The organism is Pantoea sp. X-Soil-ISGK-275, from assembly GCF_059730795.1.
The window spans coordinates 1,051,311-1,076,858 of the sequence record NZ_AP035976.1 but is presented as its reverse complement, the minus strand read 5'-3'; the positions used below and the strand labels follow the sequence as shown (position 1 = coordinate 1,076,858).

The window sequence follows — 25,548 nt, the reverse complement described above, 5'->3', positions numbered from 1 at the left end:
GCGCAGCGAGAGTTAAGTCGTTGTTTAATGGCTAAAGATAATCTGCGTTTTCACTCCACACTGCAGCGCCTTGCTTCACACAACTGCGTAATGCCACGCTGCCATCCGGCTGAGCAGCAAGCAGCAACACATCGGCGGGTGCGCCGCAGGCTAAACCTTGCTGCTGCGGCAGATTGAGCTGGCGGGCCGGTCGTATGGAAGCCATCTCGATTGCCTGCGCCAGCGTCGCCAATTGCTGACGCAACAGGAAACTCACGCCATCAAGTAAACCCCGCGCCGATCCCGCCAGCAGTTGCGGTGCATCGGCGATGCTCAGGCGTCCGCTGGCGCTGAGCTGCACGCGGCCACCAATCGCCGTGTCATAGATGCCCGGCGGCTGCCCGGCAAAAGAAGTGACGTCACTGACCAGCAGCGCCTGCTCGCCTTTGGCACGCAGGAACACTTTCAGCACGTCCGCCGGCAGGTGATCGCCATCGGCAATCAAGGTAGCCGTCAGCGCATCTTCAGCCAGCTGCTGCCAGATGTAATTGGGGTGGCGCGGCAGTTGCAGATGCGCGCCGTTGCCGAGATGGGTGGAGAGCGTGGCACCCGCGTCAACCGCCGCATGAATTTGCTGTGGCGTGGCGGAAGTGTGCCCAATGGCGACGCGCACATGCTGCGCCACACAATGCTTGATCAGCGCATCGCTGTGCGGCCATTCCGGTGACAGCGTCAATAGGCGAATATGCTGCTGCGCCGCGTGCTGCCAGCTGTCGAACAGCGCGATATCCGGTGCGCGAATCGCTTCACGCGGATGCGCACCGCGCGGCCCATCTTCAGGCGACAAAAACGGTCCTTCCAGATGAAAACCGGGTACGGCGCGCGCCACGTCAGGATGATGCTGGCAGGCGCTGGCGAGTCGCTGCATCGCCTGCGCAATCTCCTCCGGCATGGCGGTGATCACCGTCGGCAGAAAGCTGGTGACGCCCTGCTGCCACAGCGCGCGCGTGGCGTGCAGCACATCCTCTTCGCTGAAGGGAAAGTGGTTGAAATCGACGCCCTGAAAGCCATTGACCTGCAGATCGACCAAGCCCGGTGCGAGGATAATCTCCTCTTCCAGCCCGCTTAGCGCGCGCACATCGATGATGATGCCGTGCTCAATCTCCAGCTCAATCGGTTGCAACGTACGGTAATCGCGGCCGCGCAAAATGAGGTTAGTCAAACATCACCTCCGGGCAAGCATCGCTGTCGGTATAGAGCGTGCAGTTGGCATGCTGGCGCAGACACGTCGCCGGACAGGCGCTGGAGATCGCATCCTCAAGCGTTGCCCGCACCGCCGCGCGTTTAGTGGCGCCCGGCACCATGCAGAACAGTCGCGCGCCACTCATTAATGCGGGAATCGTTAGCGTCACGGCATGCGTTGGCACCGCAGCGAAAGTGGCGAAACAGCCATCGTTGACCTGCTGCTGGCGGCAGGCATCATCCAGTGGCACTACTTTCACAGTGAAAGGATCGCTGAAGTCGGCCACCGGCGGATCGTTGAAGGCTAAATGGCCGTTCTCGCCAATACCGAGGCACACCGCATCAATCGGTGCGGCATTAAGTTTTTTAGCGTAATCCGCACAAATTTCTGCAGAATCGCCGCAAGAGGGGATCAGATGAACTTCGCCGGGCTGCACCACATCAAAAAGTTTCTGGCGTAAAAAGTGGCTAAAACGCTGCGGCGCATGCGCATCCAGCCCGATGTACTCATCCATATGGAAGGCGTGAATGCGCGACCAGTCGATATCCTTTGCCGCCACCAGCGCGGCGAGAAACTCGTTTTGCGAGGGCGCGGCGGCAAACACCATGCGCACCCCACGCTGTTCACTCAGCCGTTGACGCAGAAACGCAGCCACATCCTGCGCCGCATCCGCACCTAATGCTGCGCGGCTGGCAAAACGTTTGATGCGTAAGCGATCTCGGGTTCCCTGTTGTAGTAGCGTCATGTTATCCCTCCTGAGAGACGTTGCTTTTTTGCGCCCAGCGTTGTGCGGCGGGCGTATCCTGATCCTGATTGAGTGCATTGAGCAGCTGATCCACTTCCGGACGCACCGGCGCGCGGCGCAACCAGCCCATCACCACAAACAGCACCAGTGAAGACATCACCGGCGCGGCCACCACGGTGGCGGTGCTGACATCGGTAAAGATAAATTTCACGCAGAAGAAAGTGCCGACGCCAATCGCCCAACTCACCAGTGCGGCGGCGCTGCCGCTGCGACGAAACGCCGGCAGCAAACCCAGCAGCATGGGAATGGAGATCGGGCCGACTAAGCCGCCAAACCAGATGATCAGCAGCGACAGCACGCCGCCGAAGTGGCTGGCGTTCATGGCAATCACCAGCGTGGTGATAATGAAGAGAAAAGCGGTGAGCCGCGCCACCAGCAGCGAGCTTTTACCGCGCTGAAAGCGTTTCGGTAGCATGCCGGGCAGGATATCGCGCGTCACCACGGCAGTAATGGCGTTGGCATCCGAAGAGGTCATAGACAGCGTGTGAGTAAACATCGCCACCAGCACCAAACCGACCAAGCCATTCGGCAGCAGTTCCATCGCCATCATCGAATAGGATCGCGACGGATCGCTAAGATTAGGAAACAGCAACGGCGCCGCCCACATCGGCCAGAACAGAATCAGCGGCCAGATCAGATAGAGCGCGGCAGAGAGGCGCGCCGCTTTGCGCGCATCGCGTCCAGCGGGCGCGGCAATAAAGCGCTGCGCCAGATTCCAGGTGCCGCCGTTGTAGCTCAGCGTGTAGATGACAAAATAAGCGAGAATAAAGCCGATGCTGTACGGCTCCTGAATGATCTGCGTGTGGGTTGACGGCAGCTTCTGCCAGATGGTGAACAGCTCAGCAAAACCGCCGAGATGCGCCGCCACGGCGACCACCATCACAATCGCGGCGACAAACTGCACCACGAACTGACCGAAGTCGTTGCAGGCATCGGCCCACAATCCGCCCATCACGGTGTAAAACAAACTCAGCGCGCCGGAAACACAGATGCCAATCAGCGGATCGAGTCCGGTGAAAACGTTAATAATCACCGCAATCGCCGCCCACTTTGCGCCGACGTCAAAGGTTTTCAGCAGCACCCCGCTCCACGCCAGCACCATTTGCGTGGGCAGGTTGTAGCGCGTGGCGAGATATTCCATTGGCGATTCGATGTTCATGTAGATGCGCAAGCGCGCCCAGCGCGGCGCGAACAGGCGAGAACCGATCAACACCGCGATAGCGATGGGAAACGCCCACCAAAAGTAGATGGTGATGCCCATGTTGTAGGCCACCGCCGCATAGGCGACAAACACCGCCGCGCTGTAGCCCGACATATGATGCGACACGCCCGACAGCCACCACGGCATTTTGCCGCTGGCGGCAAAGAAATCACGCGTGCTGCCCACCTTGCGCATCGCCCACAGGGTTATAGCCACAATCAGCAGCGCATAAAGCGCCATCACAGCATAATCAAGCACATTCATAGCAGACTCCACGGGTAAAGGCTGCCCAACGAACGGTCCGGCTTCGCGGGGATTAGGCGTTCAGAATAATTAGTCATCGTTTAGGACTAAAGTATCCTGGCAGCGTTATCGGCGCAATTTTGTGATGAGGATCCTGATATGAGTTTTTCCTCTGACGTGATAAGTGAAATTGAATACCACTGCGCTGCAGCTTACAGCAATAAAAAAGGGTTCACGCCAAACATGAACCCTTATTACTTTTCACGCAGATTAGATTTAATAAAACGGAGCTAACCATTAATTAAATCAGCTTTTCTTCAGGCACGAACTCATAAACGTTTTACGTGCATCGCCGGTGAGCTTTTTATCGCCCGCATCAGCATTACAGGTTTTCATCTTCATTTGTTGCGGCGTCATATTGCCCATTTTGCTGTCTTTTTTCAGACAGTCACTCATAAAGCTTTTACGCGCATCGCCTTTCAGATTTTGTGTACCGGCGCTCTGGTTACACATGGTCATTTTTTCCTGCTGTGCAGTTTTCTCAGCCGCACTTGCTCCGCCTGCAATCAGCAAGCCTGCTGTCATTATTGCCAAAAGACACGATTTCATTACCGGATTCTCCATAGCATTATTGCCACCTAAGCATGGCACGGAATAAGCAAATACGAGAAATCGATAATGACATTCACCTGAAAAAACAGGCGATAGCCGTTAAACGCGGGGATGATGCAGCAACTTCTCTACGTAATTACGCAGCAGGGTGGTATCGGGCGTTTCAGCAGCGGGGGCGACGGGCGGCATGGCTAATTTAATAGCGGCCTCAATGTCGTGAAATTGTTCGGGATTCAGTTTACGCAGCATCGCGGTTAACACGATTTCTAACGCCTCAACCTGTACCACTAATTCTTTAGACTCTTCTTCTTTTTCAGCCAGCTTTAGAAGGAGTTCCGCAATCAGGTTTTTCATGCGACAAGCTCAATGAGAGAAGAAAAACAGACGTTATCATTGCGCTGAATAAAACAACAAGGATTTTTAAGGGTTTTCAGAAAAAAACAGCCAAACGGCAGAATAAAAAAACCGGCTAGATTTCAATATGTAATAGCGAAACGTTTCACCAGGCGTTTAAAGATTTATTGAAACGTTTCGCTAACCTATACCCTAAATAATTCGAGTTGCAGGAAGGCGGCAAGTGCAATCATCCTCAGGAGCTTACTTTAGTAAGTGACTGAAGGTGAATGCACGCAGCCAACGCACCTGCAGCTTGAAGTATGACGGGTATTAACGTGGGCCTTCGAAGCCGCGTCCCGGACCGCCGCCACCATGACCGCCGCCCCAACCGCCGCCGCCCGGAGGGGGAAAAATACAACCGCTCAGCGCGGTGACCAGTGCCACAACTGCGGCGATTTTAATAATACGGACCATAATTACCTCGGAATGGTGAAATCGGGCTGAGTGTATGAGGCCGCATCGGGCGCGACAATACAGAATTCTCCGCAACACGGCGCTATTCATCTCTGCTCACCACGCTTAACAATTCACTGGCACTAAAGTGGCAAAAACATCACACAGGCGGCATCGATTGATGCCAACGCGCTACGCAAAATTGCTGTCGAACGCTTTACAGCCGGTGCAATTTCGCGCAATGTGAGCGCATTACAATAAATGAGATCTCATCATGAGCTTATCTGCTGTATCCCTGAGTGAAATTCTGGCGCGTCGTGACTGGGAAAACCCGGTGATCACCAGCCTTAATCGGCTGGATGCGCATCCGCCGTTTGCCAGCTGGCGCGATGAAACCAGCGCGCGCGACGATCGCCCTTCGCCTTCGCGCCAGTCATTAAATGGCCAATGGACTTTCAGCTACTTCACGCAGCCTGAAGCGGTGCCGCAAAGCTGGCTGCTGCAGGATCTGCCCGGCGCCGATGCGCTGCCGGTGCCCGCTAACTGGCAGCTGCACGGTTTTGACGCGCCGATTTATACCAACGTGCAGTATCCGATTCCGGTCACGCCGCCTTTGGTGCCGCAACAGAATCCCACTGGATGTTACTCGCTCACATTCAAAGTCGATGCGAACTGGCTGCAACAGGGCCAGACGCGCATTATCTTCGATGGCGTGAATTCGGCCTTCTTCCTGTGGTGTAACGGCCAGTGGATCGGCTATTCGCAGGACAGTCGCCTGCCCGCCGAATTTGATCTCAGCAACGCGCTGCAGCCCGGCCAGAACCGTTTAGCCGTGATGGTGCTGCGCTGGAGCGATGGCAGCTATCTGGAAGATCAGGATATGTGGCGCATGAGCGGCATCTTCCGCGATGTCAGCTTGCTGCACAAACCCGAGACGCAACTGGCCGATGTGCAGATTGAAACCGCACTGAGCCCGGAATACCTGCGCGGCGATCTGCGCGTTAGCGTCAAAATCCATGCTGGCGATCGTCAGCCCGCACAATGCCGCTTGCGCGTCAGCCTGTGGCGCGGCGACAGCTGCCTTGGCGAGCAGGAACAGGTGCCTGGCAGCGACATCATCGACGAGCGCGGACATTATCCCGAACGCGCCCTGCTGGTTTTGCCAGTCAATCAGCCGCTGCTGTGGAGCGCCGAAACGCCACATCTCTATCGCGCGGTGGTGACGCTGCTGGATGAAAATGGCAAGGTGCTCGAAGCCGAAGCGTATGACGTTGGTTTCCGCCGCGTCAGCATTGAAAAAGGGCAACTGTGCCTGAACGGCAAGCCGCTGCTGATTCGCGGTGTGAACCGCCATGAACATCACCCGGAAAACGGTCAGGTGGTGGATGAAGCCAGCATGCGCCGCGATATCGAGCTGATGAAGCGCCACAACTTCAACGCCGTGCGCTGCGCGCACTACCCTAATCATCCGCTGTGGTATCGCCTGTGCGATCAATACGGTTTGTATGTAGTGGATGAAGCTAATATCGAAACGCACGGCATGCAGCCGATGAACCGTCTCTCCAACGACCCGCGCTGGTTCGCCGCCTACAGCGAGCGCGTCACGCGCATGGTGCAGCGCGATCGCAATCATGCCTGCATCATTATCTGGTCATTGGGCAACGAATCCGGTCACGGCAGCACCCATGATGCGCTCTATCAATGGGTGAAAAGCAGCGATCCAACGCGTCCGGTGCAGTACGAAGGCGGCGGCGCCAACACGGCCGCCACCGATATCGTCTGCCCGATGTACGCGCGCGTCGATCAGGATCAGCCTTTCCCGGCGGTACCCAAGTGGTCGCTGAAAAAGTGGATTGGTCTGCCGGGCGAAACGCGTCCACTGATCCTGTGCGAATACGCGCACGCGATGGGCAACAGCTTTGGCGGTTTCGCAAAATACTGGCAGGCGTTCCGCCAGTTCCCGCGCTTGCAGGGCGGCTTCGTCTGGGATTGGGTTGATCAAAGCCTGACGCGCTACGACGACAACGGCGAAGCCTGGCAAGCCTACGGCGGGGATTTTGGTGATACGCCGAACGATCGCCAGTTCTGCATGAATGGGCTGGTTTTTGCCGACCGCTCACCCCATCCGGCGCTGTTTGAAGCCCAGCGCGCGCAGCAGTTCTTCCAGTTCCAGCGTGACGCTAACCAGCCGTATCGCTTTACCGTCAGCAGCGAATATCTGTTCCGCCGCAGCGATAACGAGGTACTGCGCTGGTCGATTGAGCAGGATGGCGTTGCCATCGCCAGCGGAGAACTGCCGCTCGAACTCGCCGCACAAGGCAGCCAGACGTTTACGCTGCCGACCAGTGACGATTTGCAGGGCAACGCATGGCTGAATCTCGCGGTGCATCAGGTCAACGCCACGCCGTGGTCCGAAGCGGATGCGCGCGTTGCCTGGGATCAGTGGCCGCTGCCCGCTGCGCTGCCGGTGCGCGTTGTAGAGAACGGTGCTACCGCGCCGGAACTGATCGCCAATCACGATCTGGTGGCGGTGGTGCTGCCGCAGCAGCGCTGGCACTTCTCGCGCCGCAGCGGCGAGATGGTGCAATGGTTTGTCGATGATGAAGAAACGCTGCTGACGCCATTGCAGGAGTGCTTTATTCGTGCACCGATTGATAATGATATCGGCACCAGCGAAGCCGCGAATGTTGATCCTAATGCGTGGGTCGAGCGCTGGAAACGTGCGGGTTACGATGAGTTGCAAGCGGTGTTGGTGGATATGCAGGTCGATAGCCTGAAACACAGCGTGCTGATTGAAACCTGGCATCAATGGCACGCCAACGGCCAACTGGCTTTTACCAGTCACAAACGCTATCAAATCAGCGCGAACGGTGAGTTGTCCATCAGCGTCAATGTGGAACAGGCCGCCGGTCTGCCGCCGCCGGCACGCATCGGGCTGCGCGGCCAACTGGTCAAGTCACCGCAGCAGGTGAGCTGGCTTGGTTTGGGCCCGCACGAGAACTATCCGGATCGCCAGCTGGCGGCGCAGTTCTCACGCTGGCAGCTGCCGCTGGCGGCACTCAGCACCGCGTATGTGTTCCCCGGTGAGAATGGCTTGCGCTGCGGCACGCGTCAGTTACAGAGCAATAGCTTGCAGGTCAGCGGCGACTTCGCCTTCTCGCTCAGTCGCTACAGCCTTGAACAGCTGCGTGAAACCTCGCATCGCCACTTATTGCAGCCAGAAGAGGGTTGCTGGCTGCACCTCGACGGCTTCCACATGGGCGTCGGCGGTGACGATTCATGGAGTCCCAGCGTTAGCCCGGAGTTTTTGCTTTCTCAGCAGCGCTGGCATTACGCGCTGATGTTGCGTCAGTAGGTTTTTCCACACTTTCACGCTGGCTCAAAGGGGGAGTCAGCGTGGTTTTCGGGCGACGATAGAAGCGGCGCAGGAAGATCACGTTGACCAACACCACCATCGCCGTGGCGAAGAACACCCAGCGATAGCCGGTTGCCGCCGATACCGCCGCGCCCAGCAGCGGTCCCGCCACATTCCCCAGATACATAAACGATTGGTTGTAGCCGAAAATACGCCCGGTGACGTTATCGCGTGAATGCCGTACCAGCAGCGTTTGCACCGCCGGCATCATCGCGCCATCGGCAAATCCCAGCAGGAAACGCAGCACGCCCAACTGCGTCGCGCTGGTGACAAACGACATTGCCACCAGCAGCAGCAACGACACAATCATAGTGGCGATCAGAATGCGCTGCGTACCAATGCGATCGCCGAGTTTACCCAGCCGTGGCGCGGAGATCAGCGCCGATACGCCCGGCAGCGCGGCAATCACCCCGCTGAGAAACGCGATGTTCTGCGCATTGGGTGCCAGCTCGCGCACAAACAGCGTCAGGATCGGATTCACCGAGCCGTTGCACATCTGAATCACCATGGTGGTGAAGAACAGGCAGATCATTAAGCGCGGATTGTCGAGGCTGCGAAACACTTCGCGCCCGCTCAACTTGTCCTGCTTGCTGACCGGCGTATAACCGGTCTCTTTTATCAGGAACAGGGTGACGAGGAAGCTCACCATCAGCAGCACCGCCGTGACGATAAACACCATGCGCAAGCCGAGCCAGTCCGCCAGCAAACCGCCAATCATCGGCCCGAGGATCACGCCGCTGATCTGCCCGGTGGAGACACAACTCAGCGCCCAGCCGCTGCGTTCGCGCGGTACCTGCGCCGCCACCAGCGCCATCGCATTGGGAATATAACCGGAAGTAAGGCCCATCAGCGCGCGCAGCAGCAACAGTTGCCACGCCTGAGTGACAAACGCCTGCAGCAGAATCACCGCGCCCATGCCGAACGAGGCGCGCAGCAGCATCAGCTTGCGCCCTTTACGGTCGGCCAAGCTGCCCCACAACGGCGCGACGGCGGCAGAGACAATGAAGGTGACGCTGAAGGTGAGTCCAGACCAGACGCTGAGCGCGTTATCGCCACGAATCCCGAGCTCTTCAACGTACAGCGGCAGGAAGGGAATGATCTGACTGATGGCGAGGCCGGTAAAAAAGCAGCCAAACCAGACGGATATCAGATTAACTTTCCAGGACTCGATGGAGCGTAACATGGGCGTGGGCATCAGAAGAATGAAACGAGGGTTCAGTCTAACAATCTCATAACATTACCGGACGGCAAAACATGGCATGGGCGAAAAAACGCAGTTTTACACTGTCGAGCGTGATTCTGCTCACAGCAAATCATGCCTGAGGGCCGTTTTTTAGTGTCTTAATGTGCTGAAACAATGCTTGCCGCAAGATAAGCGCATCGCGACTGCAGGCAAACGTGAAAAAATATGTCTACACGTTACTGACATTATTCTACACCGCATCTATGTTTAAAAAACCACCAGTCTTCACTGGCGACGCGCTGTCTGTTCTGGACAGTCCGCATGATTAACCTTTATTTCCCCATGCTGCCATTATCCGGCGGTGGGCATCGTTGTCTCTGCGGAGGTCAGCTATGAGAACCCAGCCAAACAGCGCCAGTCGGGCGATTACCGACTATTTCAATAGCCCAGCCTGGCATGCACCGCATGAGAGTGACATGTTGGCGGCGATCATGCGCGAACTGATGGATGACGGACAGCCTGCCACCAGCAAAGCGATTATTGCGCGCGTGATTGATAAGCTGGAATTTGAAGGGGATGAACAGCAGCTGCAAAGCTATCGCAACTTACTGGCAAAACTGCTGGAATCGGGGCCGCAGAACTAGCGGCCCACGCCCTTATTTTACTGTACGCAGATGGTCGGCTTCGCTGACAAACGCCTTACCGCTCTGACGCTGGTACAGGCAGAGTTCGCGCCCGACCTGATTTTTCATGTGCTTTTGCGGATAGCGACCTTCCAGCAGCAGCGCATCAAAGCCCACGTTGTCATCATACTGGATCGGCTTACCGACCACTTTCACTGACTTCAGGCCGCTGGCCTTGAGACAGCTTTGCTGCATGTTCTTGTCGTTTTGCTGCCAAGCCGCTTCGCTCGATGCCTGCGCCAGCGGGCTTAACATCAGCGTTAACAGCAGCAGTTTTGCACTCTTTTTCATCATCGCTCCTCTATCAGCCTTACAGGCCGAAAGATAAAAAAATTCCCGCCGAAGCGGGAAGAAATAAGACGAGCATTGCATATTCGAGAGTGACGAGGAAATCTCCGTAGTGCGCAGTTATCCTCGCCCGGCGCTGTGACAGCCAGATGACAATGCAATGTCGTTTTGGTGTTATCCGCAGTACACCCGGGAAATCTTACCGCTTTGATCTGCCGCGAAATTCACCCGACGCAGATTGAAATCCATCGTTACCGCTGAATTCCACGGAATGGCACGCACCGGCACCGCGAAGCGTTTGCTATCGAGCGTTGATAATGGCTGACCAACGTAGTTTTGATATTGCGATGCGCCGCACTGATCGGTTTCCGGATCGTGGCTGGCAGCAGCGCTGCTGTCAGGTTTGCTGGCGGACTGGCAGGCGCTGAGGGCAAATAAGGCCGTTACCAGTAGCGCTTTTCCATAATGGGTCACAAGTTTCTCCTCCTGGATTAATAGACAACCGGTTTTTGAGAGTAGCAAAGCGTGACCGTGAAGCGGAAATATTTACAGCAGATTGGTCGCGTAATTTCGCTTTAAAGCACGATCTTCCTCTCAAAAGTTAGGATTAATCGCACGCACTGTCTGAACATCAGGCGTCGGAACACTACAATTAACTAAGAATTTTCTTAGTTAGGAGGCGTTATGGAACTGGTGATTTTTGTTGGCTTCGCGGCGCTGATGACGTTTGTTGCGATCAGAGTGCGTTAAGCGGTTTCACACGAGGGTCGCCATACATGGCGACCCTACGATGTAACTTCTTCCTGCAACCGCGCATTAAACGCCGCCAGCGGCATGGGACGGCCCAGGAAATATCCCTGCCCTTCCTCGCACGACAGCGCTTTTAGCTCTTTCAGCTGTGCTTCGGTTTCAATCCCTTCTGCGGTAATGGTCAGCGCAAACGCGCGTGCCAGGCCGACTATCCCCGCCACTACCGATTGTGCCTGCTGCGATTCAGGGAACTCCTTCATCCATGAACGATCGATCTTCAGACCGTTGAACGGGAAGGTTTTCAGATAACCCAACGCCGCATAGCCGGTACCAAAATCATCCACCGTCAGCCGCACGCCAAGCGCGCGCAGTCCTTGCATGATTTCCAGCGCGCGATCCGGATTTTCAAAAGTGACGTTTTCGGTGATCTCCAGTTCCAGCCGCGTAGCCGGTAATCCACTCACCTCCAGCGCATGCGCCACGCGCTGCACCAGATCGTTATTACGAAACTCCACCGGCGAAATGTTGACGGAAACATAGCGCTGATCGCCCCAGTCGCGGGCGTCTACGCAAGCACGCATCAGCACCCAATCGCTGATCGCCGCAATCAGGCCGTTCTCTTCCGCTAAAGGGATAAAACGATCGGGCGTGATCCACTGATCGTCGGCTATCTGCCAGCGAATCAGCGCTTCCGCGCCGGCCAGTTGTCCACTTTGTAGCTGATAGCGCGGCTGATAATGCAGCGTGAAGGCGTGATTGTGCAGCGCCGCTTCAATTGCCTGCACCATGTCGCGTTTTGACTGCAGATGGTTGGCCATATCGCTGGAGTACCACACCCACTGATCGCGTCCGGCACTGCGCGCCTGAGCCAGCGCAATATCGGCCAGGCGTAACAGCGCTTCCGGATGCGCAGCATCCTGCGGTGCCGAAACGATGCCCATGCTGGCGGTAAGGCTGATCTGATGCGAGCCGCTGATGATCGGTTGATGCACCATGCGCTGCAGCGCACGACAGCGGTATTCTACGCCAGCGCGCGTGCTTTCGCGCAGCAGCAAAATAAAGGCATCGCCGCCGAGCCGGGCCGCCAGTTCATTCGGCGCCAGCAGGCTTTTCAGCCGTTTCGAGATCTCATTCAGCACTTCATCGCCGACCGCATGGCCCCACGTATCGTTGATCGGTTTGAACTGATCGAGATCGAAACTGATAACAAACAGCGGATCATCCTCGCTAACGCTCTCCAGATACGCGGTTAAATACTCCTGCAGCTGCATGCGGTTCGCGAGGCCAGTCAGCATGTCATGACGTGACAGAAACTGAATGCGCGCTTCGGCGTCCACTTCGTGGGTGATATCCGACACCGTGCCGCGAAAACCCGAGCGCAGGCCGTTACGCCGAATGGCTTTCGCCATTAACTGCCCAATGCGGCGCTCGCCGTTGGCCGACATAAACTGGCAGCGCAACGGCACATGCTGCACCTCTTCGCCCTGGCGCATCAGCCAGGAGACCAGCGAATGGCTGGGATGGCTCAGCAGTTGATCGAGCGGACGCCCCATCCAGCTTTTCACTTCATGGCCGGTCACCGCCGCAAAGCGCGAGGAGAGATAGCAGAGACGGCCCTGATCGTCGATTTCCCAAATCCAGTCCGAGGCGGCTTCCGCCAGATCGCGAAAACGCTCTTCGCTGTTGGCTAACTCACGCTGACTGATCGCCAGCATTTCAAAACGCCGATCGGAGATCACCGCATTGTGCAGCGCATGACGCAGCACGCGACGCGTCACCAGCGCCACCGCCAGCGCGGTGAACAGCAGCAGCGGCATCATCAGCCAGATCACGCCGAAACCTGGATTTTTTGGCTGCCAGCGTAACACCAACGGCTCGCCCTGCAGCACCGGCTCAACCAGCCGAGGTTCAAACAGCGCATCGTTTAAATCGCTGGCGATGCGCGGCTCAATCACATTCAGAGATTTGCCCAACGAGAGCAGCTTGTCTGGGGTAAAGATGTTAACGAACACCATCACCGAAGCAGGGCCGGGAATGGTCGGCAAATCCGGCACTTTGCCCGGCGTAATCGGCGCGGCCACCAGAATGGCCGGATGATTCTCCACCTTTGCATTGCGTGCCACGGCATCATGCAGCGTACGTGCCGTGCTCACCAAAAGGTCACTTTGTGCGCCTAACCAGCTTTCTAACGTGACATCGGATAATTTGCCGCGAATTACCGCGTAACGGGTTTTCCCCTTGCCATCCACCACGAACACGCCGTCGTAGTGATACTCCTTGTAGAATCCCGGACCAAAGTTCTCTTCGTCCCACGCCCAGACTTTATTGATTGTCAGATGCAGGTTTTTCCAGCCTTCGCCCCAGTTAGCATAATCGCGCGCATCGACGATCATCTCCTGCTGCTGTTGCTGCCACGCCTGACGCAGCAAATTGGCATCCTGCTGGATGGCGTCGATATTTTGTCGATGGGCGATAACCAGCACCATCACCACAGAGAGAAGCAGCACGCCAAACAGCAGCGAGGACAAGGTGCGCAGGCTGCGCCGCGTTACCCGTACCGTGTGTGCTTCCATGTTGGCCCTGGCGGCCAGTGCCGCGTGCCGGTGAAACTCAGAATTCATGCGCAATGCTCGCGAAATACAGGCAGCAAAAAAGGCGGATGACAACGCAGACTGCGCACATCTCCACCCTGTAAGGGTTTGAAAGGTTATCGGCCCCGAGTGCCGCAGATTTAGTCTTGTTGGTGGAATATTTGAGCAGCGCAAATGTGCAGCACGCCACCTCGACAGCGATGATCGGCGTTGCTACTATGCGCTCTCCTCTGCTCGCTGAGTCGCCTATGGACACCCAATCCGACAAAGTTACGTTGACGCTGTTTTACGTGGGTAGCTTTGTGGTCTATTACCTTGTGACCATGTTGGTTACGCTGTTTCCCAATTACGGGATGCTGCGCACCAACGGCTTGCTGATGCCAGTGCTTTGCCTGGTGGAGTTTGCGGTGATCTATCCGCTGTACCGTTTTTACTGTCAGCGTCGCAGCGATATTCCGCTGGGGTATGTGCGTCCGATGCAGGCGCTGCTGTTTATCGGTTTGCTGTTTGCATTGATGGTGGCGCAGACGCAGTTTCTGCAACCGGAAGGCTGGCTGATTGCGCAATCGCAGCAGGGGCGCAGCTCGATGCTGATTCTGCTGCTCACCGCCGTCTTGCTGGCGCCAGTATTTGAAGAAGTGCTGTTCCGGGGATTTTTACTGCAAGGTTTTCTGCTGTGGGCGCCGAGAAGTCGTTTTGCCTGCATGCTACTCACTTCCCTGCTGTTCGCCGTGATGCACACTCAATATGTGCACTGGGAAACGCTGGTCGCCTTAACGCTGTTTTCCCTGCTGTTGTGCTATGCGCGTTTGCGCAGTAACAGCCTGGCGCTGCCGATTTTCCTGCACACGCTGAATAACCTGATCGCTATCCTGCCGGCCTGGTATTTCGCCTGACCAAAGCAAAACAGCCATCCTGAGATGGCTATTTATGATGCTTATACCTGCGTCAAACCGCCATCCACACAGATTTCTGCGCCCGCAATGTAGCTGCTCTCGTCACTGGCGAGGAACAGCGCGACGTTGGCCACTTCTTCGGGTTTACCCATTCTACTGAGCGGAATGGTGCTGGTAATGCCGTTGCGCACCTCTTCAGAAGCCGCCTGCATCATATCGGTATCGATCGGGCCAGGCGCCACCACGTTTATACGGATGCCGCGCGCGGAGAGCTCGCGCGTCCAGGTGCGGGCAAAAGATCGCAGCGCGGCTTTGCTGGCGCTGTAAACGCCGTAACCCTGAGTGCCAATCACATCGGCAATTGAACCCATCAATACCACGCTGGCGCCGGGCTTCAGCAGCGGCAATGCTGCCTGCAGGGCAAACACCGGCGAGCGCACATTGAGGCCGAAGATTTGGTCAAAATGCCCGGCGCTAATCTCATCAATGGTGGCGTACTCCGCCATGCCAGCGTTGATCACCAACACATCCAGCTGGCCGGATTCGCGCCTGATCGTCTCGATAATGCGCGTTAGTTCGCTCTGCTGGCTCACATCGGCACGCAGCGGATGCGCGTTGCCGTTGATGCTGCTGCTGGCGGCCTGTAACTCTTCATCGCGGCGCGAGGTAAACCAGGTTGTCGCGCCTTCACTGGCAAAACGCTGGCTGATCGCCAGACCAATTCCCTTTGCGCCGCCCAAAACCACCGCCACTTTGTTATCCAGTCTGCTCATCTGCTCTCTCCTGTTTGGGTAGAAAGCCGATGGTATATATTTTATACTTAATAACAATTACGCACTTTATTTATACCAGATATCGCGGAGTATATCGCCATGGCGGAGATCGACGGTAACAGCTTGAGAGATGTAGGAAAAACCCGGCCGGTGCTGGAGCACATCACCAATAAATGGTCGATTTTAATTCTCACCGTGCTTTGTACTAAGCCGTCGCGTTTTAACGAGATTCGTCGTCGGTTGGATGGCATCACCCATAAAGCGTTGGCGGATGCGTTAAAGCGGCTGGAGCGCAATGGGCTGGTGAATCGTGAAGTGTTAAACACAGCGCCAATCGGTGTGGAATACAGCCTGACGCCACTGGCGCAGACGCTGCAACAACCGTTTATCGCGCTGTATGACTGGGCGCTGGAGCATGGTCCATCACTGGAACGCGCGCAGGAAGCGTACGATCGCACCCACGCAGATGAGCCAGCGTAGGGTCGCCATTCATGGCGACCGCTGGCAAAAAAATTACGCTTTTTCCGCTTCGAAATGGTTTTTGAACTGCTCGTAGATCGAAATCATGTTAGAAGCATCACCTTGCAGCGGGCTCAGTTTTCCGGCGCGCACCAGTTCAATCACCAGCTGTAGGGCGGCTTGTTTGGGGTTGCTGGCTGGCTGGGCAATTTCGTTCGACATGTTAACTCACTCATCGTTTTTATCAGGGCCGCATAGTTTAGCCCAGATTGAGCTACGGTTGCGCACCGCGATGCGTATAATCTTGCGAGCCGGACACGAAAGCCGCTCAGGGTGATAATTGACTCTCAAGGCGTTTAGCTATACTGGATCAAAAAAAGGGAACGACCAGCCACACATTCCGTACCAGCGAGAAGGTGTTAAAGGAGTCTGATTATGCTGATTGGTTTTGTTTTGTTAGTGAGCGCGTGTGGGCATGATGCCTGTGATGCCTTACCGGTTTCGGAGCGAATCTATCCGACCAAAGTGGCCTGTGAGCAAATGGCCGATCGCATCCATAAAGTGCGGCCAAACGTGGTCTTACTTTGTGGCGAAGTGCACCGTTAATTCGGTGCCAGCTTTATTAAAGTTGCGCAAATAGTAGCCAAACGGCATTGCAAGAACGGGTTGTAGCGTTCAAAATATAAGCTGCTTTTCACTATCACCGTTGTGAATCCAATGAAAACATCTCGCCCCCGTCGTCCAAACGGACGCTGGGTTTACTACATTTTGTATGATGGCATTCTCTGGCCCTGCCCCGTACGTTGGGAATGGGAGAGCGGCTTCGGCGGCTGGCTGCCATTCTATTTCTCGCCCACTTTTGAGTTCGTGGCAGGCGATCCACGCAAGGCCTATCGCATTGCGCGCAGCAGCGTGCGTAACGTACGCCAGACAGACGGTGAATTTGCCTGATTGATTAGCCGATCTGCCATGGGAACCACGACGCCGTGAGCAGATAATGCAGTAACTCCAGTACCAAAATCACCATTACTAACACACCAAGCTTGTGACTGCTGATCCACTCCTTCATCCCCATATCATCGCCGCCCAGCGAATCAGCATCAGCGCACCGCAGATGCACAACAGCACCACGATCATTTTCCAGTGTTTGGTTGCAGCCAGTTTTTTTGCCACGCATCCTCCAGACGACAGAAAGCAACGATGCGCCCTAAGGCGCACCGTTGATTCTAACGCTGGTCACCCATTTGGGCGATTATTTATTCAGCGTGTAGTCGAGCGTGATTTCAGCATTCAGTACCTGAGAGACCGGGCAGCCCGCTTTGGCTTTCTGGATAATCTCATCAAACTTCGCCTCATCAATACCCGGCAATACGATGGCGCTGGTCAGCGCGATTTTGGTAATGGCAAACCCGTCGCCCTTTTTATCCAGCGACACATCAGCGGTGGTATCAATGCTTGTAGGCGGATGCCCTTCATTGCCCAACATCAATGACAATGCCATGGAGAAACACGCGGCATGTGCGGCACCAATCAGCTCTTCCGGGTTGGTGCCCTTCTCGCCTTCAAAACGGGTATTGAAACCGTAAGGTTGATTGCTCAACACGCCGCTTTCCGTACTCACCGTACCTTTGCCTTTAATGTCGCCTTCCCAATGGGCCGATCCTTTCTTATGAATGGTCATGTCATTCCTCCTGTTATGTTCGACAGCTATTGAGTATAGACAACATGACTCATTCTGCTGGATTAGCTCACCGCGCGTGGACGCGCCGGACTCAAGCCCGCCTCGCTCAACAGCGCGTTAGCCTGCACCAGTGAAGCCTGGGTAATCTCTTTGATCGATTTCGCGCCGGTCAGCGTCATCGCCACTTTCATCTCTTTCTCAATCAGGTTGAGCAGATTTTCAACGCCGCGCTGACCGTGCGTTGCCAGCGCATAGACAAACGCGCGTCCCAGCAGCACGCTGTCGGCACCGAGGGCGATCATCCGCACCACATCCAACCCGCTGCGAATCCCGCTGTCGGCGAGAAGGGTAATATCGCCTTTCACCGCATCGGCAATTGCCGGCAACGCGCGCGCCGACGACAGCACGCCGTCCAGCTGACGCCCGCCGTGATTCGACACCACAATGCCATCGGCACCAAAACGCACCGCATCGCGCGCATCTTCCGCGTCGAGAATGCCTTTAATCACCATCGGGCCATCCCAGAATTCACGAATCCACTCCAGATCTTTCCAGGAAATCGACGGATCGAAATTGTTCGCCAGCCAGCCGATGTAATCTTCCAGCCCGGTCGGTTTGCCGAGATAGGTGGAGATATTGCCGAGATCGTGCGGACGGCCATGTAAACCGACGTCCCACGCCCATTGCGGATGCGTTGCCGCCTGCCAGTAACGACGCAGCGGCGCATTGGGGCCGCTCATGCCGGAGTGCGCATCACGGTAGCGTGCGCCCGGCGTCGGCATATCGACGGTGAACACCAGCGTGGTACAGCCAGCGGCTTTGGCGCGCTCCAGCGCATTGCGCATAAAACCGCGATCGCGCAGCACGTAGAGCTGGAACCACATCGGACGATTGATGGCCGGCGCCACTTCTTCGATGGGGCAAACCGACACGGTGGAGAGCGTAAACGGAATCCCTTTCAGCGCCGCCGCGCGCGCCGCCTGCACTTCGCCACGTCGCGCATACATGCCGCATAAGCCGACCGGCGCTAATGCCACCGGCATCGATAGCGTTTCGTTGAACAGTTTGGTTTCAAGGCTCAACTCCGACATGTTTTTCAACACACGCTGGCGCAGCGCCACGTCGGAGAGATCGGCGACATTGCGCTTCAGCGTGTGCTCGGCGTAGGCGCCGCCATCCAGATAGTGAAACAAGAACGGTGGCAAGATGCGTTGCGCCGCGGCGCGATAGTCACTGGCAGCAGAAATGATCATCCCTTATTTTCCTTGTGCTGAGGTCATGGGTGGCCCGGCAGACGCGTAATGCGCGCCTGGCGCGCCTCATCTTCATGCAGGGTTTTCATGGTGGTGTGAACAAAACCGAGGTGATCCATCGCTGCCTGGCGCGCCGCTTCCGCGTTACCGGCCATCACCGCATCAAATATCGCCTGATGCTGTTCGTTAAGACGATTGAAAATCACCGGTTGGGTATACATGCGCTGGCGACTGTGCAGCACCGAAGATTGCAGCAGATCGAAAAATCCGCGCATGGTCTGCAGCAGCACCACGTTATGCGAGGCTTCGGCGATGGCGAGATGAAAACGCAGATCGGCCTGCGCCGCGAGATCGGCATCGTCGCTGTGCTTAATCTTCAGCAGCGCATCAAAGGCGAAGCTCAGCTTCTCTTTATCCGATTCGGTGGCGCGCAACGCAGCATGCCACGCGGTGCTGGCTTCTATCGCGTGGCGCGCTTCAAGAATGTCATAGCGATAATCAGGATCCTCCGCCAGCAGCTGACGAATTGGCTCAACGATACGCTGTTCCGACCACGGCTGCGGCGGCTGACGCAGCCAGGTGCCGCCACCGCGTTTACTGATTAACACGCCGCTGCTGATCAGTTGCTGGATCGCCTCGCGCAGTGACGAACGCGACGAACCAAACTCCGCCGCCAGCGCGCGTTCGGACGGCAGCCGCATGCCCGGCTCCAGCTGGTGCTCTGTAATCCAGGCGCAGAGCCGCGCCCGCAGCGTGTTTTCCGTCATCGCATTATCCTGTGTGATACACACCCGCCACGCTAAATTGGTAGGACCAAAATGCAGCGTGGCGGACTTCGTGGAGGAGAATGGTTAATGCTTTGTTATTTCGATGCAACGAAACGGGCGGGATTTTTCATGTTATGTGACGACGCGGCCACAATTGCGCCATGCGGTAGGACCAATTAGGCCGTAGTCCGGCCAAAGGCCCGACCATAACTGCGCGGGTGAAAGCGCAGATTCAGCACGATCAGCCCAACCGTCACCGCCGTCTGCATCAACCAGACGCTGGAGAAACTGTGGGTCAACGCCTGCATCTGACCGGCAATAAACGGCATGCAACCCGCGATGATAAAACCTGCGCCCTGCATAAACGCCACCAGCCGCGCACCGGCCTGCGGATGCGGCAGGTGATCGAGCGCCAGCACCATCGCCAGCGGAAACGCCGCGCCCAGTCCAAATCCGGCAATCGCCGCCCATAACCACGGTGCGAACAGCGGGGCAAACAGAAAACCGCTCATGCCGATCAGCTGGCAAACCAGGCTGATAATCAGCTGCGGACGCCGATCCGCCTTGCGCGCCAGCAGTGGCATCAGCAGCGCACCCGCAACCTGACAGAGAATCATCGCGCCAAGCAGCGATCCGCCAGCCTGTGCCGACCAGCCAAGATGATGATAAGCATCCGGCAGCCAGGCAACACAGGTGGCGTAACCGCCGTTCACCAGGCCAAAACTGATCGCCAGCGTCCAAGCGCGTGGCGTGCGCCACAGCGACGGCAGCGCAACGTTTTCCGTGCTGGCGGCGGTGGGCACGCGCACGTAAAGCCACAATCCAATCGCCAGCAGTACCGGCAGCGCCCAGCCGGTCAGCGCCAGCGACCAGCCAAAATGATCGCTGAGCCACGGCGATAACGCTGCCCCCAAACCGCCGCCGCCCATCAACGCGCCGGCCCATAATCCGGTGACTGGCGCGCTGCGCTGCGCAAAGCGCTGACGAATCAGGCCCGGCATCGCCATCTGCACCACGCCCACGCCGAGGCCGCCGAACAGCGCGCTAACCACCAGCCAGCTGCCGCTGTGGATCACGCCTCGCGCCGCCAGCGCCAGCAGCAACAGCGTCAATCCGGCCAGCAGTAAGCGTTGCAGCGGCACACGCTGCATCAGCGAAGCGCTCAGCAGCGCGACCGCGCCCATCATCACCATCGGTACCGCAGGCAGCAGCGAGGCCGCCAGTGAAGAGAGTCCCATCGTCTGGCGAAGCTGGCCGAGTAATGGACTAATAGAAGTGAGTAACGGTCGCATATTCAGCCCAGCCAACACCAAAGCGCCGAGTGTTAATCCGTCATAATGTCGATTCATACACAATCCTGCTGCAAAGAGGTTGTCAGCATCGCAGCAGTCGTTACTATTTGGAAATGAAATAACACCATAACAACCAGTGGAAAAATGAATCGTCAGCCGATGTTTACCCCGCAGCAACTGCTGAGTTTTGTGGCGGTGTGCGAAACCGCCAGCTTTACCCGCGCCGCCGATCGCGTGCATCTGTCGCAATCCACCGTCAGCCAGCAGGTACGTCGGCTGGAAGAGATGATCGGCAAACCGCTGCTGCAGCGCACGTCGCATCAGGTGGCGCTCACCGAAGAGGGCGAGAAGCTGCTGGGCTATGCGCGCCGAATCATCGCGCTGAACGGCGAAGCGCACGACGTGCTGAGCGATAAATGGCGTGACGGCGTGTTGCGCCTCGGCGTGCCGGAAGATTTCGCCGCGCCGACCGCCGGCTTGCTGGCCGAATTTAGCCGCGAACATCCGCAACTGCGCCTCGATGTGATGAGCGGCATGTATGTCGATCTCCATCGCGCCTGGCAGCGCGAGGAGCTGGATATCATGCTTATCAAGCAGCCAGGCGGCGAACGTCCGCTGGCTGCGCGCCCCGAACCGCTGCTGTGGCTAGACAGTGCCGCACATCCCTGTTTTGAGCAAACGCCGGTGCCGCTGGTGGTGTTCCCGCAGCTCGGTTTGTATCGTGAAGAGATGGCGCAGACGCTGGATAGCCTTGGCCGCAGCTGGCGCATTAGCTACAGCAGCGCCAGTTTGGTGGCGCTCGCCAGCGCCAGCGCCGCCGGATTGGGCTTAACGCTGCTGCCCGCCAGCTGCCGCTTGCCTGAACATCGCGTATTAGGTGAAGCCGATGGTTTGCCCAGCATCAACCATTTTGAACTGGCGCTGTTTTGCCGTGCGCCGCAGGACGATCTACAGCAGGCGTTAGCCGCCGCGCTGGTAACCTTTTGTCAGTTGCAATGGCAGTGATTTTTCCACTGCTAACCAGTGGCAAATATCGCAGCGCGCTGCGTTGAGTTTTGCCAGATTAAGCGTTTCTCATTTGATGGAACCTCTGATGCAACTGACCTCTCCCAGTCGTCGCGAATTCCTTAGCCTGACCGCCGCCGGTAGCCTGCTGGCCGCCGGTATCAGCTACGCCGCGCCCGCTTCACCGCTACTCGCCAACAGCCCGCAGCCGCACACGCCACCGCCGCGCGTTGCGCATTATCAACTACTCAACGTACGCCTCGAAGAGGGCTTTGAGCGCGACGGTAAAGAGGTGATCGCCACGCGCACCGCGCTGTACGACATCACCATCAAAGACGGCACTTTTGCGGCAATCGATGCCGCAGGCAAAGCGCGCAACGCCGCCTTGCCACAATGGGATGCCAACGGCGCCCTGCTGCTGCCGCGCACCCGCGACATGCATATCCATCTCGATAAAACCTTTTACGGTGGCCCGTGGGAAGCGCCGCGTCCGCGCCAGGGCAAAACCATCATGGATATGATTGCGCGCGAACAGGTGCTGATCCCGCAACTGCTGCCGACCTCGCAGGCGCGAGCGGAAGCGATCATTGGTTTGCTGCACAGCAAAGGCACCACCGAAGCGCGCAGCCACTGCAACATCGATCCGGTTAGCGGCCTGAAAAGCCTTGAGCACCTCAAGCTGGCGCTGGCGAATCATCCGGAATTCCCGTGTGAAATCGTTGCCTTCCCGCAGCACGGTTTGCTGCACTCGAAGGTTGATGGCTTGATGCGTGAAGCGATGCAGATGGGTGTGCAGTTTGTCGGCGGGCTCGATCCCACCAACGTGGATGGCGCGATGCAGGCGTCGCTGGATGCGATGTTCCAGATCGCCCTTGATTTCCAGCGCGGCGTGGATATCCATCTGCATGAAACCTCGCCATCCGGCGTGGCGGCGATTCAGTACATGATCGATACCATCGCGAAAAACCCGCAGCTCAAGGGCAAAGTGACGCTGAGCCACGGCTTTGCGCTTGGCACGCTGGAAGGCAAAGCGCTGGATCAGATGATCGCCGGCATGGCCGAACAGCAGATGAGCGTGGCCTCGACCATTCCAATTGGCAAACTGACCATGCCGCTGCCGCAGTTGCAGGCGGCGGGCATCACGGTGATGACCGGTACCGACAGCGTGATCGACCACTGGTCACCGTTTGGCACCGGCAGCATGCTGGAAAAAGCCAATTTGTACGCGCAGCTGTATCGCGGTTCCGATGAGTTTGGCTTGAGCCGCGCGCTGCATATCGCCACCGGCGGGATTTTGCCGCTGTCGAATCAGGGCGAGCGACAATGGCCGAAGGTCAACGATGAAGCCAGCATGATGCTGGTCGAGGCCAGCTGCTCCGCCGAAGCCGTCGCCCGCATCTCCCCGGTACGCGCCACCTTCCACCGCGGGTTGCCCGTATTCAGCGCCTGATGTTACCCGTAGGGTCGCCATTCATGGCGACCGTCTCAATGCACGCACCGTTTACATGGCGACCATCTCAATGGCCGCACCACCCCAACAAAAAAGCCTCCGCAAGGAGGCTTTACGTACGACATAAACAGGGCGGCATGCGCACGCCCGATGAGTGCTGGATTTTACGAAAGCATCTGAATCGCCAACGCGTACAGCCGCTGGTTTTCATCGTCACGGACAGGCTCTTCTTCCGCGTAACAGGCAATCATGGAACTCACTTTATCCGAGGATAAGGTTTCTCCATGCACATGCAGCGTTAACACGGCGCGGCCGACGATTTTCAGAATGTCTTCGTTTTGTCCCTGGACAGAATGACTCAAAATGACCTCTGAAATATTATGGGTTTTTAATAATTAGCCAAATGGCGCGCTAAATATAAAGCAAATCAGCCATTCGTTTTAATCAGAATTTTACCTAACCGCAGCCATTCATTAGCGAGACACCTCTAAAAAGGGTGCCAAAAGACGTGATAACAGTTGTTTCACAACGCTAATTCTCCCTTTTCGTTAAAGATGTCTTTTTTTAACGCAACTTCTCAGGATTAAATCAACCTTAAAAGCATTAGAACTTCGCACCATTGAATGCCTAAAAAAGAGACAAGTCTGGTATAACGCTTACTGATTTCAAGTAGGAACCAGCGGCGCTTTTGCCATTGCCGATCACGCCCCTTTCTGCCAGACTGACCGCCGCAATCCTACCCGCAATTAGAGACTTTCCCGTGACTGCTTTTTCTACCCTGACGCAACTGCCCGCCAGCCAACTCGATAACCTGCGCGAGATGGGTTTCGACGCCATGACGCCGATTCAGGCTGCTTCCCTGCCCGCGATTCTGGAAGGGCGCGACGTGCGTGCGCAGGCGAAAACCGGCAGTGGCAAAACCGCCGCCTTTGGCGTGGGCTTGCTGAACCGCATCGACAACAGCCAGTTCCACACCCAGGCGCTGATTCTGTGCCCGACGCGTGAACTGGCCGATCAGGTCAGTAACGTGCTGCGCCAGCTGGCGCGTTTTACGCGCAATATCAAAATTCTGACGCTGTGCGGCGGCCAGCCAATGAGCGCGCAGCGCGATTCCTTAGTGCATGCGCCCCACATTGTGGTCGGCACGCCGGGCCGTTTGCTCGATCACCTGAAGCGCGACAACCTCGATCTCAGCCAGCTGCAAACGCTGGTGCTGGATGAAGCCGATCGCATGCTGGAGATGGGCTTCCGCGACGATATGGAAGCGATCATCGGCTTTACGCCGGAAACGCGCCAGACGCTGCTGTTCTCTGCGACCTGGCCGGATACCATCGCCAGCCTCAGCCAGCGTTTTCAGCGCGATGCGCTGGCGGTCGCCACCGAAGACAAAACCGAGTTACCAACCATTGAGCAGCAGTTTATTGAAGCCAGTGCCAAAGAGCGTCACAGCCTACTCGGCGCGCTGCTCAGCCAGCAGCAACCGGCCTCCTGCGTGGTGTTCTGTAACACCAAGCGCGAGTGTGACGACGTGGCCGCCGCGCTCAACGAACGTGATATTAGTGCGTTAGCGCTGCATGGCGATCTCGAGCAGCGCGATCGTGAGCGCGTGCTGATTCGCTTCGCCAACGGCAGCATCCGCGTATTGATCGCCACCGATGTCGCCGCGCGCGGCCTGGATATCAAATCGCTGGCGCTGGTGGTGAATTTCCAGCTGGCGTGGGATCCGGAAGTGCACATTCACCGTATCGGCCGCACCGGTCGTGCGGGTGAGAAAGGTCTGGCGGTGAGCTTTGTCGCCCCCGATGAAATGGTGCGCGCCAATGCGCTGGAAGAGTATCTGCAGCAGAAGCTTAACTGGGTTTCCTCCAGCACGCTGAAAGGCACCAGCGCCAAATCGCTGCCGGCGACCAAAATGACGCTGTGCATTGATGGTGGCCGCAAAGCCAAAATCCGTCCCGGCGATATTCTGGGTGCCTTGACCGGCGAAGCCGGTTTCAGCGGCGATCAGATCGGCAAGATCGATATGACGGCCACGCACGCCTATGTTGCTATCGACGCCGCTCAGGCGAAGAAAGCGCTGATCAAGCTGAAAGAGGGCAAGATCAAAGGTAAAAGCGTGCGCGCCATTCTGTTGAAATAAATCGTACCCGCGTGAGGGCGATCGCTCTCACGCTAAAATTTCCGTTATCT

At 57.0% G+C, this 25,548-nt stretch carries 27 protein-coding genes; 9 read left to right on the top strand and 18 right to left on the bottom strand.

Annotated features, from left to right (window positions below; genetic code table 11):
• Window positions 1-31: 31 nt before the first annotated feature.
• The 6 genes from AC6I8A_RS04885 to AC6I8A_RS04860 all read right to left on the bottom strand — a co-directional run bounded on the left by AC6I8A_RS04885 (window position 32) and on the right by AC6I8A_RS04860 (window position 4,893).
• Complete coding sequence (locus AC6I8A_RS04885; protein ID WP_497818113.1) at window positions 32-1,201, bottom strand: N-acetylglucosamine-6-phosphate deacetylase; 1,170 nt, start codon at window positions 1,199-1,201, stop codon at window positions 32-34.
• A complete protein-coding gene (locus AC6I8A_RS04880; protein ID WP_497818112.1) occupies window positions 1,194-1,967 on the bottom strand; it encodes a glucosamine-6-phosphate deaminase in 774 nt (257 codons plus the stop codon). The genes AC6I8A_RS04885 and AC6I8A_RS04880 overlap by 8 nt, the downstream gene beginning before the upstream one ends.
• Window position 1,968: 1 nt before the next feature.
• The gene (locus tag AC6I8A_RS04875; protein WP_497818111.1) at window positions 1,969-3,492 is read right to left on the bottom strand and encodes a sodium:solute symporter family protein; all 1,524 of its coding nucleotides are present in this window, start codon (window positions 3,490-3,492) and stop codon (window positions 1,969-1,971) included.
• Between the two features lie 285 nt (window positions 3,493-3,777).
• A complete protein-coding gene (locus AC6I8A_RS04870; protein WP_008106038.1) occupies window positions 3,778-4,080 on the bottom strand; it encodes a PsiF family protein in 303 nt (100 codons plus the stop codon).
• 102 nt (window positions 4,081-4,182) lie between these two features.
• Complete coding sequence (gene iraP, locus AC6I8A_RS04865; RefSeq protein ID WP_256695747.1) at window positions 4,183-4,437, bottom strand: anti-adapter protein IraP; 255 nt, start codon at window positions 4,435-4,437, stop codon at window positions 4,183-4,185.
• Window positions 4,438-4,749: 312 nt separating this feature from the next.
• Window positions 4,750-4,893, bottom strand: coding sequence for a hypothetical protein (locus AC6I8A_RS04860; RefSeq protein WP_196761357.1), 144 nt, complete (start codon window positions 4,891-4,893; stop codon window positions 4,750-4,752).
• Between the two features lie 253 nt (window positions 4,894-5,146).
• Here AC6I8A_RS04860 and AC6I8A_RS04855 point away from each other — a divergent pair, with 253 nt between their 5' ends.
• Complete coding sequence (locus tag AC6I8A_RS04855; protein WP_497818110.1) at window positions 5,147-8,227, top strand: beta-galactosidase; 3,081 nt, start codon at window positions 5,147-5,149, stop codon at window positions 8,225-8,227.
• Here AC6I8A_RS04855 and AC6I8A_RS04850 read toward each other — a convergent pair.
• Window positions 8,166-9,470, bottom strand: coding sequence for a multidrug efflux MFS transporter (locus tag AC6I8A_RS04850; protein WP_497818109.1), 1,305 nt, complete (start codon window positions 9,468-9,470; stop codon window positions 8,166-8,168). The genes AC6I8A_RS04855 and AC6I8A_RS04850 overlap by 62 nt on opposite strands.
• Window positions 9,471-9,862: 392 nt before the next feature.
• On the opposite strand from AC6I8A_RS04850, the gene AC6I8A_RS04845 reads away from it, so the two are divergent.
• Window positions 9,863-10,114: a biofilm development regulator YmgB/AriR family protein gene (locus AC6I8A_RS04845; RefSeq protein ID WP_008106027.1), complete on the top strand. Its 252-nt coding sequence runs from the start codon at window positions 9,863-9,865 to the stop codon at window positions 10,112-10,114.
• 12 nt (window positions 10,115-10,126) lie between these two features.
• On the opposite strand, the gene AC6I8A_RS04840 is transcribed toward AC6I8A_RS04845, so the two are convergent.
• From AC6I8A_RS04840 to AC6I8A_RS04830, 3 genes are all read right to left on the bottom strand, one after another.
• A complete protein-coding gene (locus AC6I8A_RS04840; RefSeq protein ID WP_479490097.1) occupies window positions 10,127-10,444 on the bottom strand; it encodes a hypothetical protein in 318 nt (105 codons plus the stop codon).
• Between the two features lie 171 nt (window positions 10,445-10,615).
• Complete coding sequence (locus AC6I8A_RS04835) at window positions 10,616-10,915, bottom strand: I78 family peptidase inhibitor (RefSeq protein WP_265299862.1); 300 nt, start codon at window positions 10,913-10,915, stop codon at window positions 10,616-10,618.
• Window positions 10,916-11,226: 311 nt separating this feature from the next.
• Window positions 11,227-13,812 (bottom strand): bifunctional diguanylate cyclase/phosphodiesterase, encoded by a 2,586-nt coding sequence (locus tag AC6I8A_RS04830; protein WP_479490098.1) that lies wholly within the window; start codon window positions 13,810-13,812, stop codon window positions 11,227-11,229.
• A 218-nt stretch (window positions 13,813-14,030) separates the two neighbouring features.
• On the opposite strand from AC6I8A_RS04830, the gene AC6I8A_RS04825 reads away from it, so the two are divergent.
• Window positions 14,031-14,678 carry a CPBP family intramembrane glutamic endopeptidase gene (locus AC6I8A_RS04825; RefSeq protein ID WP_008106020.1) on the top strand — a complete coding sequence of 216 codons (648 nt, stop codon included), beginning with the start codon at window positions 14,031-14,033 and terminating at the stop codon, window positions 14,676-14,678.
• 41 nt (window positions 14,679-14,719) lie between these two features.
• Here AC6I8A_RS04825 and AC6I8A_RS04820 read toward each other — a convergent pair whose 3' ends face one another.
• Window positions 14,720-15,451, bottom strand: a complete 732-nt coding sequence (locus AC6I8A_RS04820) for an SDR family NAD(P)-dependent oxidoreductase (protein ID WP_312184723.1) — start codon at window positions 15,449-15,451, stop codon at window positions 14,720-14,722.
• A 99-nt stretch (window positions 15,452-15,550) separates the two neighbouring features.
• Between AC6I8A_RS04820 and AC6I8A_RS04815 the strand changes: the two genes are divergently transcribed.
• Window positions 15,551-15,931: a winged helix-turn-helix transcriptional regulator gene (locus AC6I8A_RS04815; RefSeq protein WP_265299867.1), complete on the top strand. Its 381-nt coding sequence runs from the start codon at window positions 15,551-15,553 to the stop codon at window positions 15,929-15,931.
• A 33-nt stretch (window positions 15,932-15,964) separates the two neighbouring features.
• Here the strand turns inward: AC6I8A_RS04815 and AC6I8A_RS04810 are convergent, their stop codons facing one another.
• Window positions 15,965-16,132, bottom strand: coding sequence for a hypothetical protein (locus AC6I8A_RS04810; RefSeq protein ID WP_008106014.1), 168 nt, complete (start codon window positions 16,130-16,132; stop codon window positions 15,965-15,967).
• 213 nt (window positions 16,133-16,345) lie between these two features.
• On the opposite strand from AC6I8A_RS04810, the gene AC6I8A_RS04805 reads away from it, so the two are divergent.
• Window positions 16,346-16,516 (top strand): hypothetical protein, encoded by a 171-nt coding sequence (locus AC6I8A_RS04805; RefSeq protein ID WP_007887091.1) that lies wholly within the window; start codon window positions 16,346-16,348, stop codon window positions 16,514-16,516.
• Window positions 16,517-16,627: 111 nt separating this feature from the next.
• Complete coding sequence (locus tag AC6I8A_RS04800) at window positions 16,628-16,861, top strand: hypothetical protein (RefSeq protein ID WP_008106011.1); 234 nt, start codon at window positions 16,628-16,630, stop codon at window positions 16,859-16,861.
• 114 nt (window positions 16,862-16,975) lie between these two features.
• On the opposite strand, the gene yniD is transcribed toward AC6I8A_RS04800, so the two are convergent.
• The 5 genes from yniD to AC6I8A_RS04775 form a co-directional block, all read right to left on the bottom strand.
• Window positions 16,976-17,083: a small membrane protein YniD gene (yniD, locus tag AC6I8A_RS04795; RefSeq protein ID WP_021507251.1), complete on the bottom strand. Its 108-nt coding sequence runs from the start codon at window positions 17,081-17,083 to the stop codon at window positions 16,976-16,978.
• A 79-nt stretch (window positions 17,084-17,162) separates the two neighbouring features.
• A complete protein-coding gene (locus AC6I8A_RS04790; RefSeq protein WP_154183140.1) occupies window positions 17,163-17,591 on the bottom strand; it encodes an OsmC family protein in 429 nt (142 codons plus the stop codon).
• A gap of 62 nt (window positions 17,592-17,653) precedes the next feature.
• The gene (lldD, locus tag AC6I8A_RS04785) at window positions 17,654-18,844 is read right to left on the bottom strand and encodes an FMN-dependent L-lactate dehydrogenase LldD (protein WP_192236739.1); all 1,191 of its coding nucleotides are present in this window, start codon (window positions 18,842-18,844) and stop codon (window positions 17,654-17,656) included.
• 23 nt (window positions 18,845-18,867) lie between these two features.
• Complete coding sequence (lldR, locus tag AC6I8A_RS04780; protein ID WP_293791628.1) at window positions 18,868-19,611, bottom strand: transcriptional regulator LldR; 744 nt, start codon at window positions 19,609-19,611, stop codon at window positions 18,868-18,870.
• A gap of 176 nt (window positions 19,612-19,787) precedes the next feature.
• Complete coding sequence (locus tag AC6I8A_RS04775; RefSeq protein WP_293791627.1) at window positions 19,788-20,960, bottom strand: cyanate transporter; 1,173 nt, start codon at window positions 20,958-20,960, stop codon at window positions 19,788-19,790.
• An 87-nt stretch (window positions 20,961-21,047) separates the two neighbouring features.
• Between AC6I8A_RS04775 and AC6I8A_RS04770 the strand changes: the two genes are divergently transcribed.
• Window positions 21,048-21,908 (top strand): LysR family transcriptional regulator, encoded by an 861-nt coding sequence (locus AC6I8A_RS04770; RefSeq protein ID WP_479490101.1) that lies wholly within the window; start codon window positions 21,048-21,050, stop codon window positions 21,906-21,908.
• Window positions 21,909-21,996: 88 nt separating this feature from the next.
• Window positions 21,997-23,358, top strand: a complete 1,362-nt coding sequence (locus AC6I8A_RS04765; RefSeq protein WP_497818108.1) for an amidohydrolase family protein — start codon at window positions 21,997-21,999, stop codon at window positions 23,356-23,358.
• Between the two features lie 164 nt (window positions 23,359-23,522).
• Here the strand turns inward: AC6I8A_RS04765 and AC6I8A_RS04760 are convergent, their stop codons facing one another.
• Entirely contained in the window at window positions 23,523-23,720 is a 198-nt protein-coding gene (locus AC6I8A_RS04760) for a hypothetical protein (protein ID WP_256695734.1), read from the bottom strand.
• Between the two features lie 398 nt (window positions 23,721-24,118).
• Here AC6I8A_RS04760 and dbpA point away from each other — a divergent pair, with 398 nt between their 5' ends.
• A complete protein-coding gene (gene dbpA / locus AC6I8A_RS04755; RefSeq protein ID WP_008105991.1) occupies window positions 24,119-25,498 on the top strand; it encodes an ATP-dependent RNA helicase DbpA in 1,380 nt (459 codons plus the stop codon).
• The last annotated feature ends 50 nt before the right edge of the window (window positions 25,499-25,548 follow it).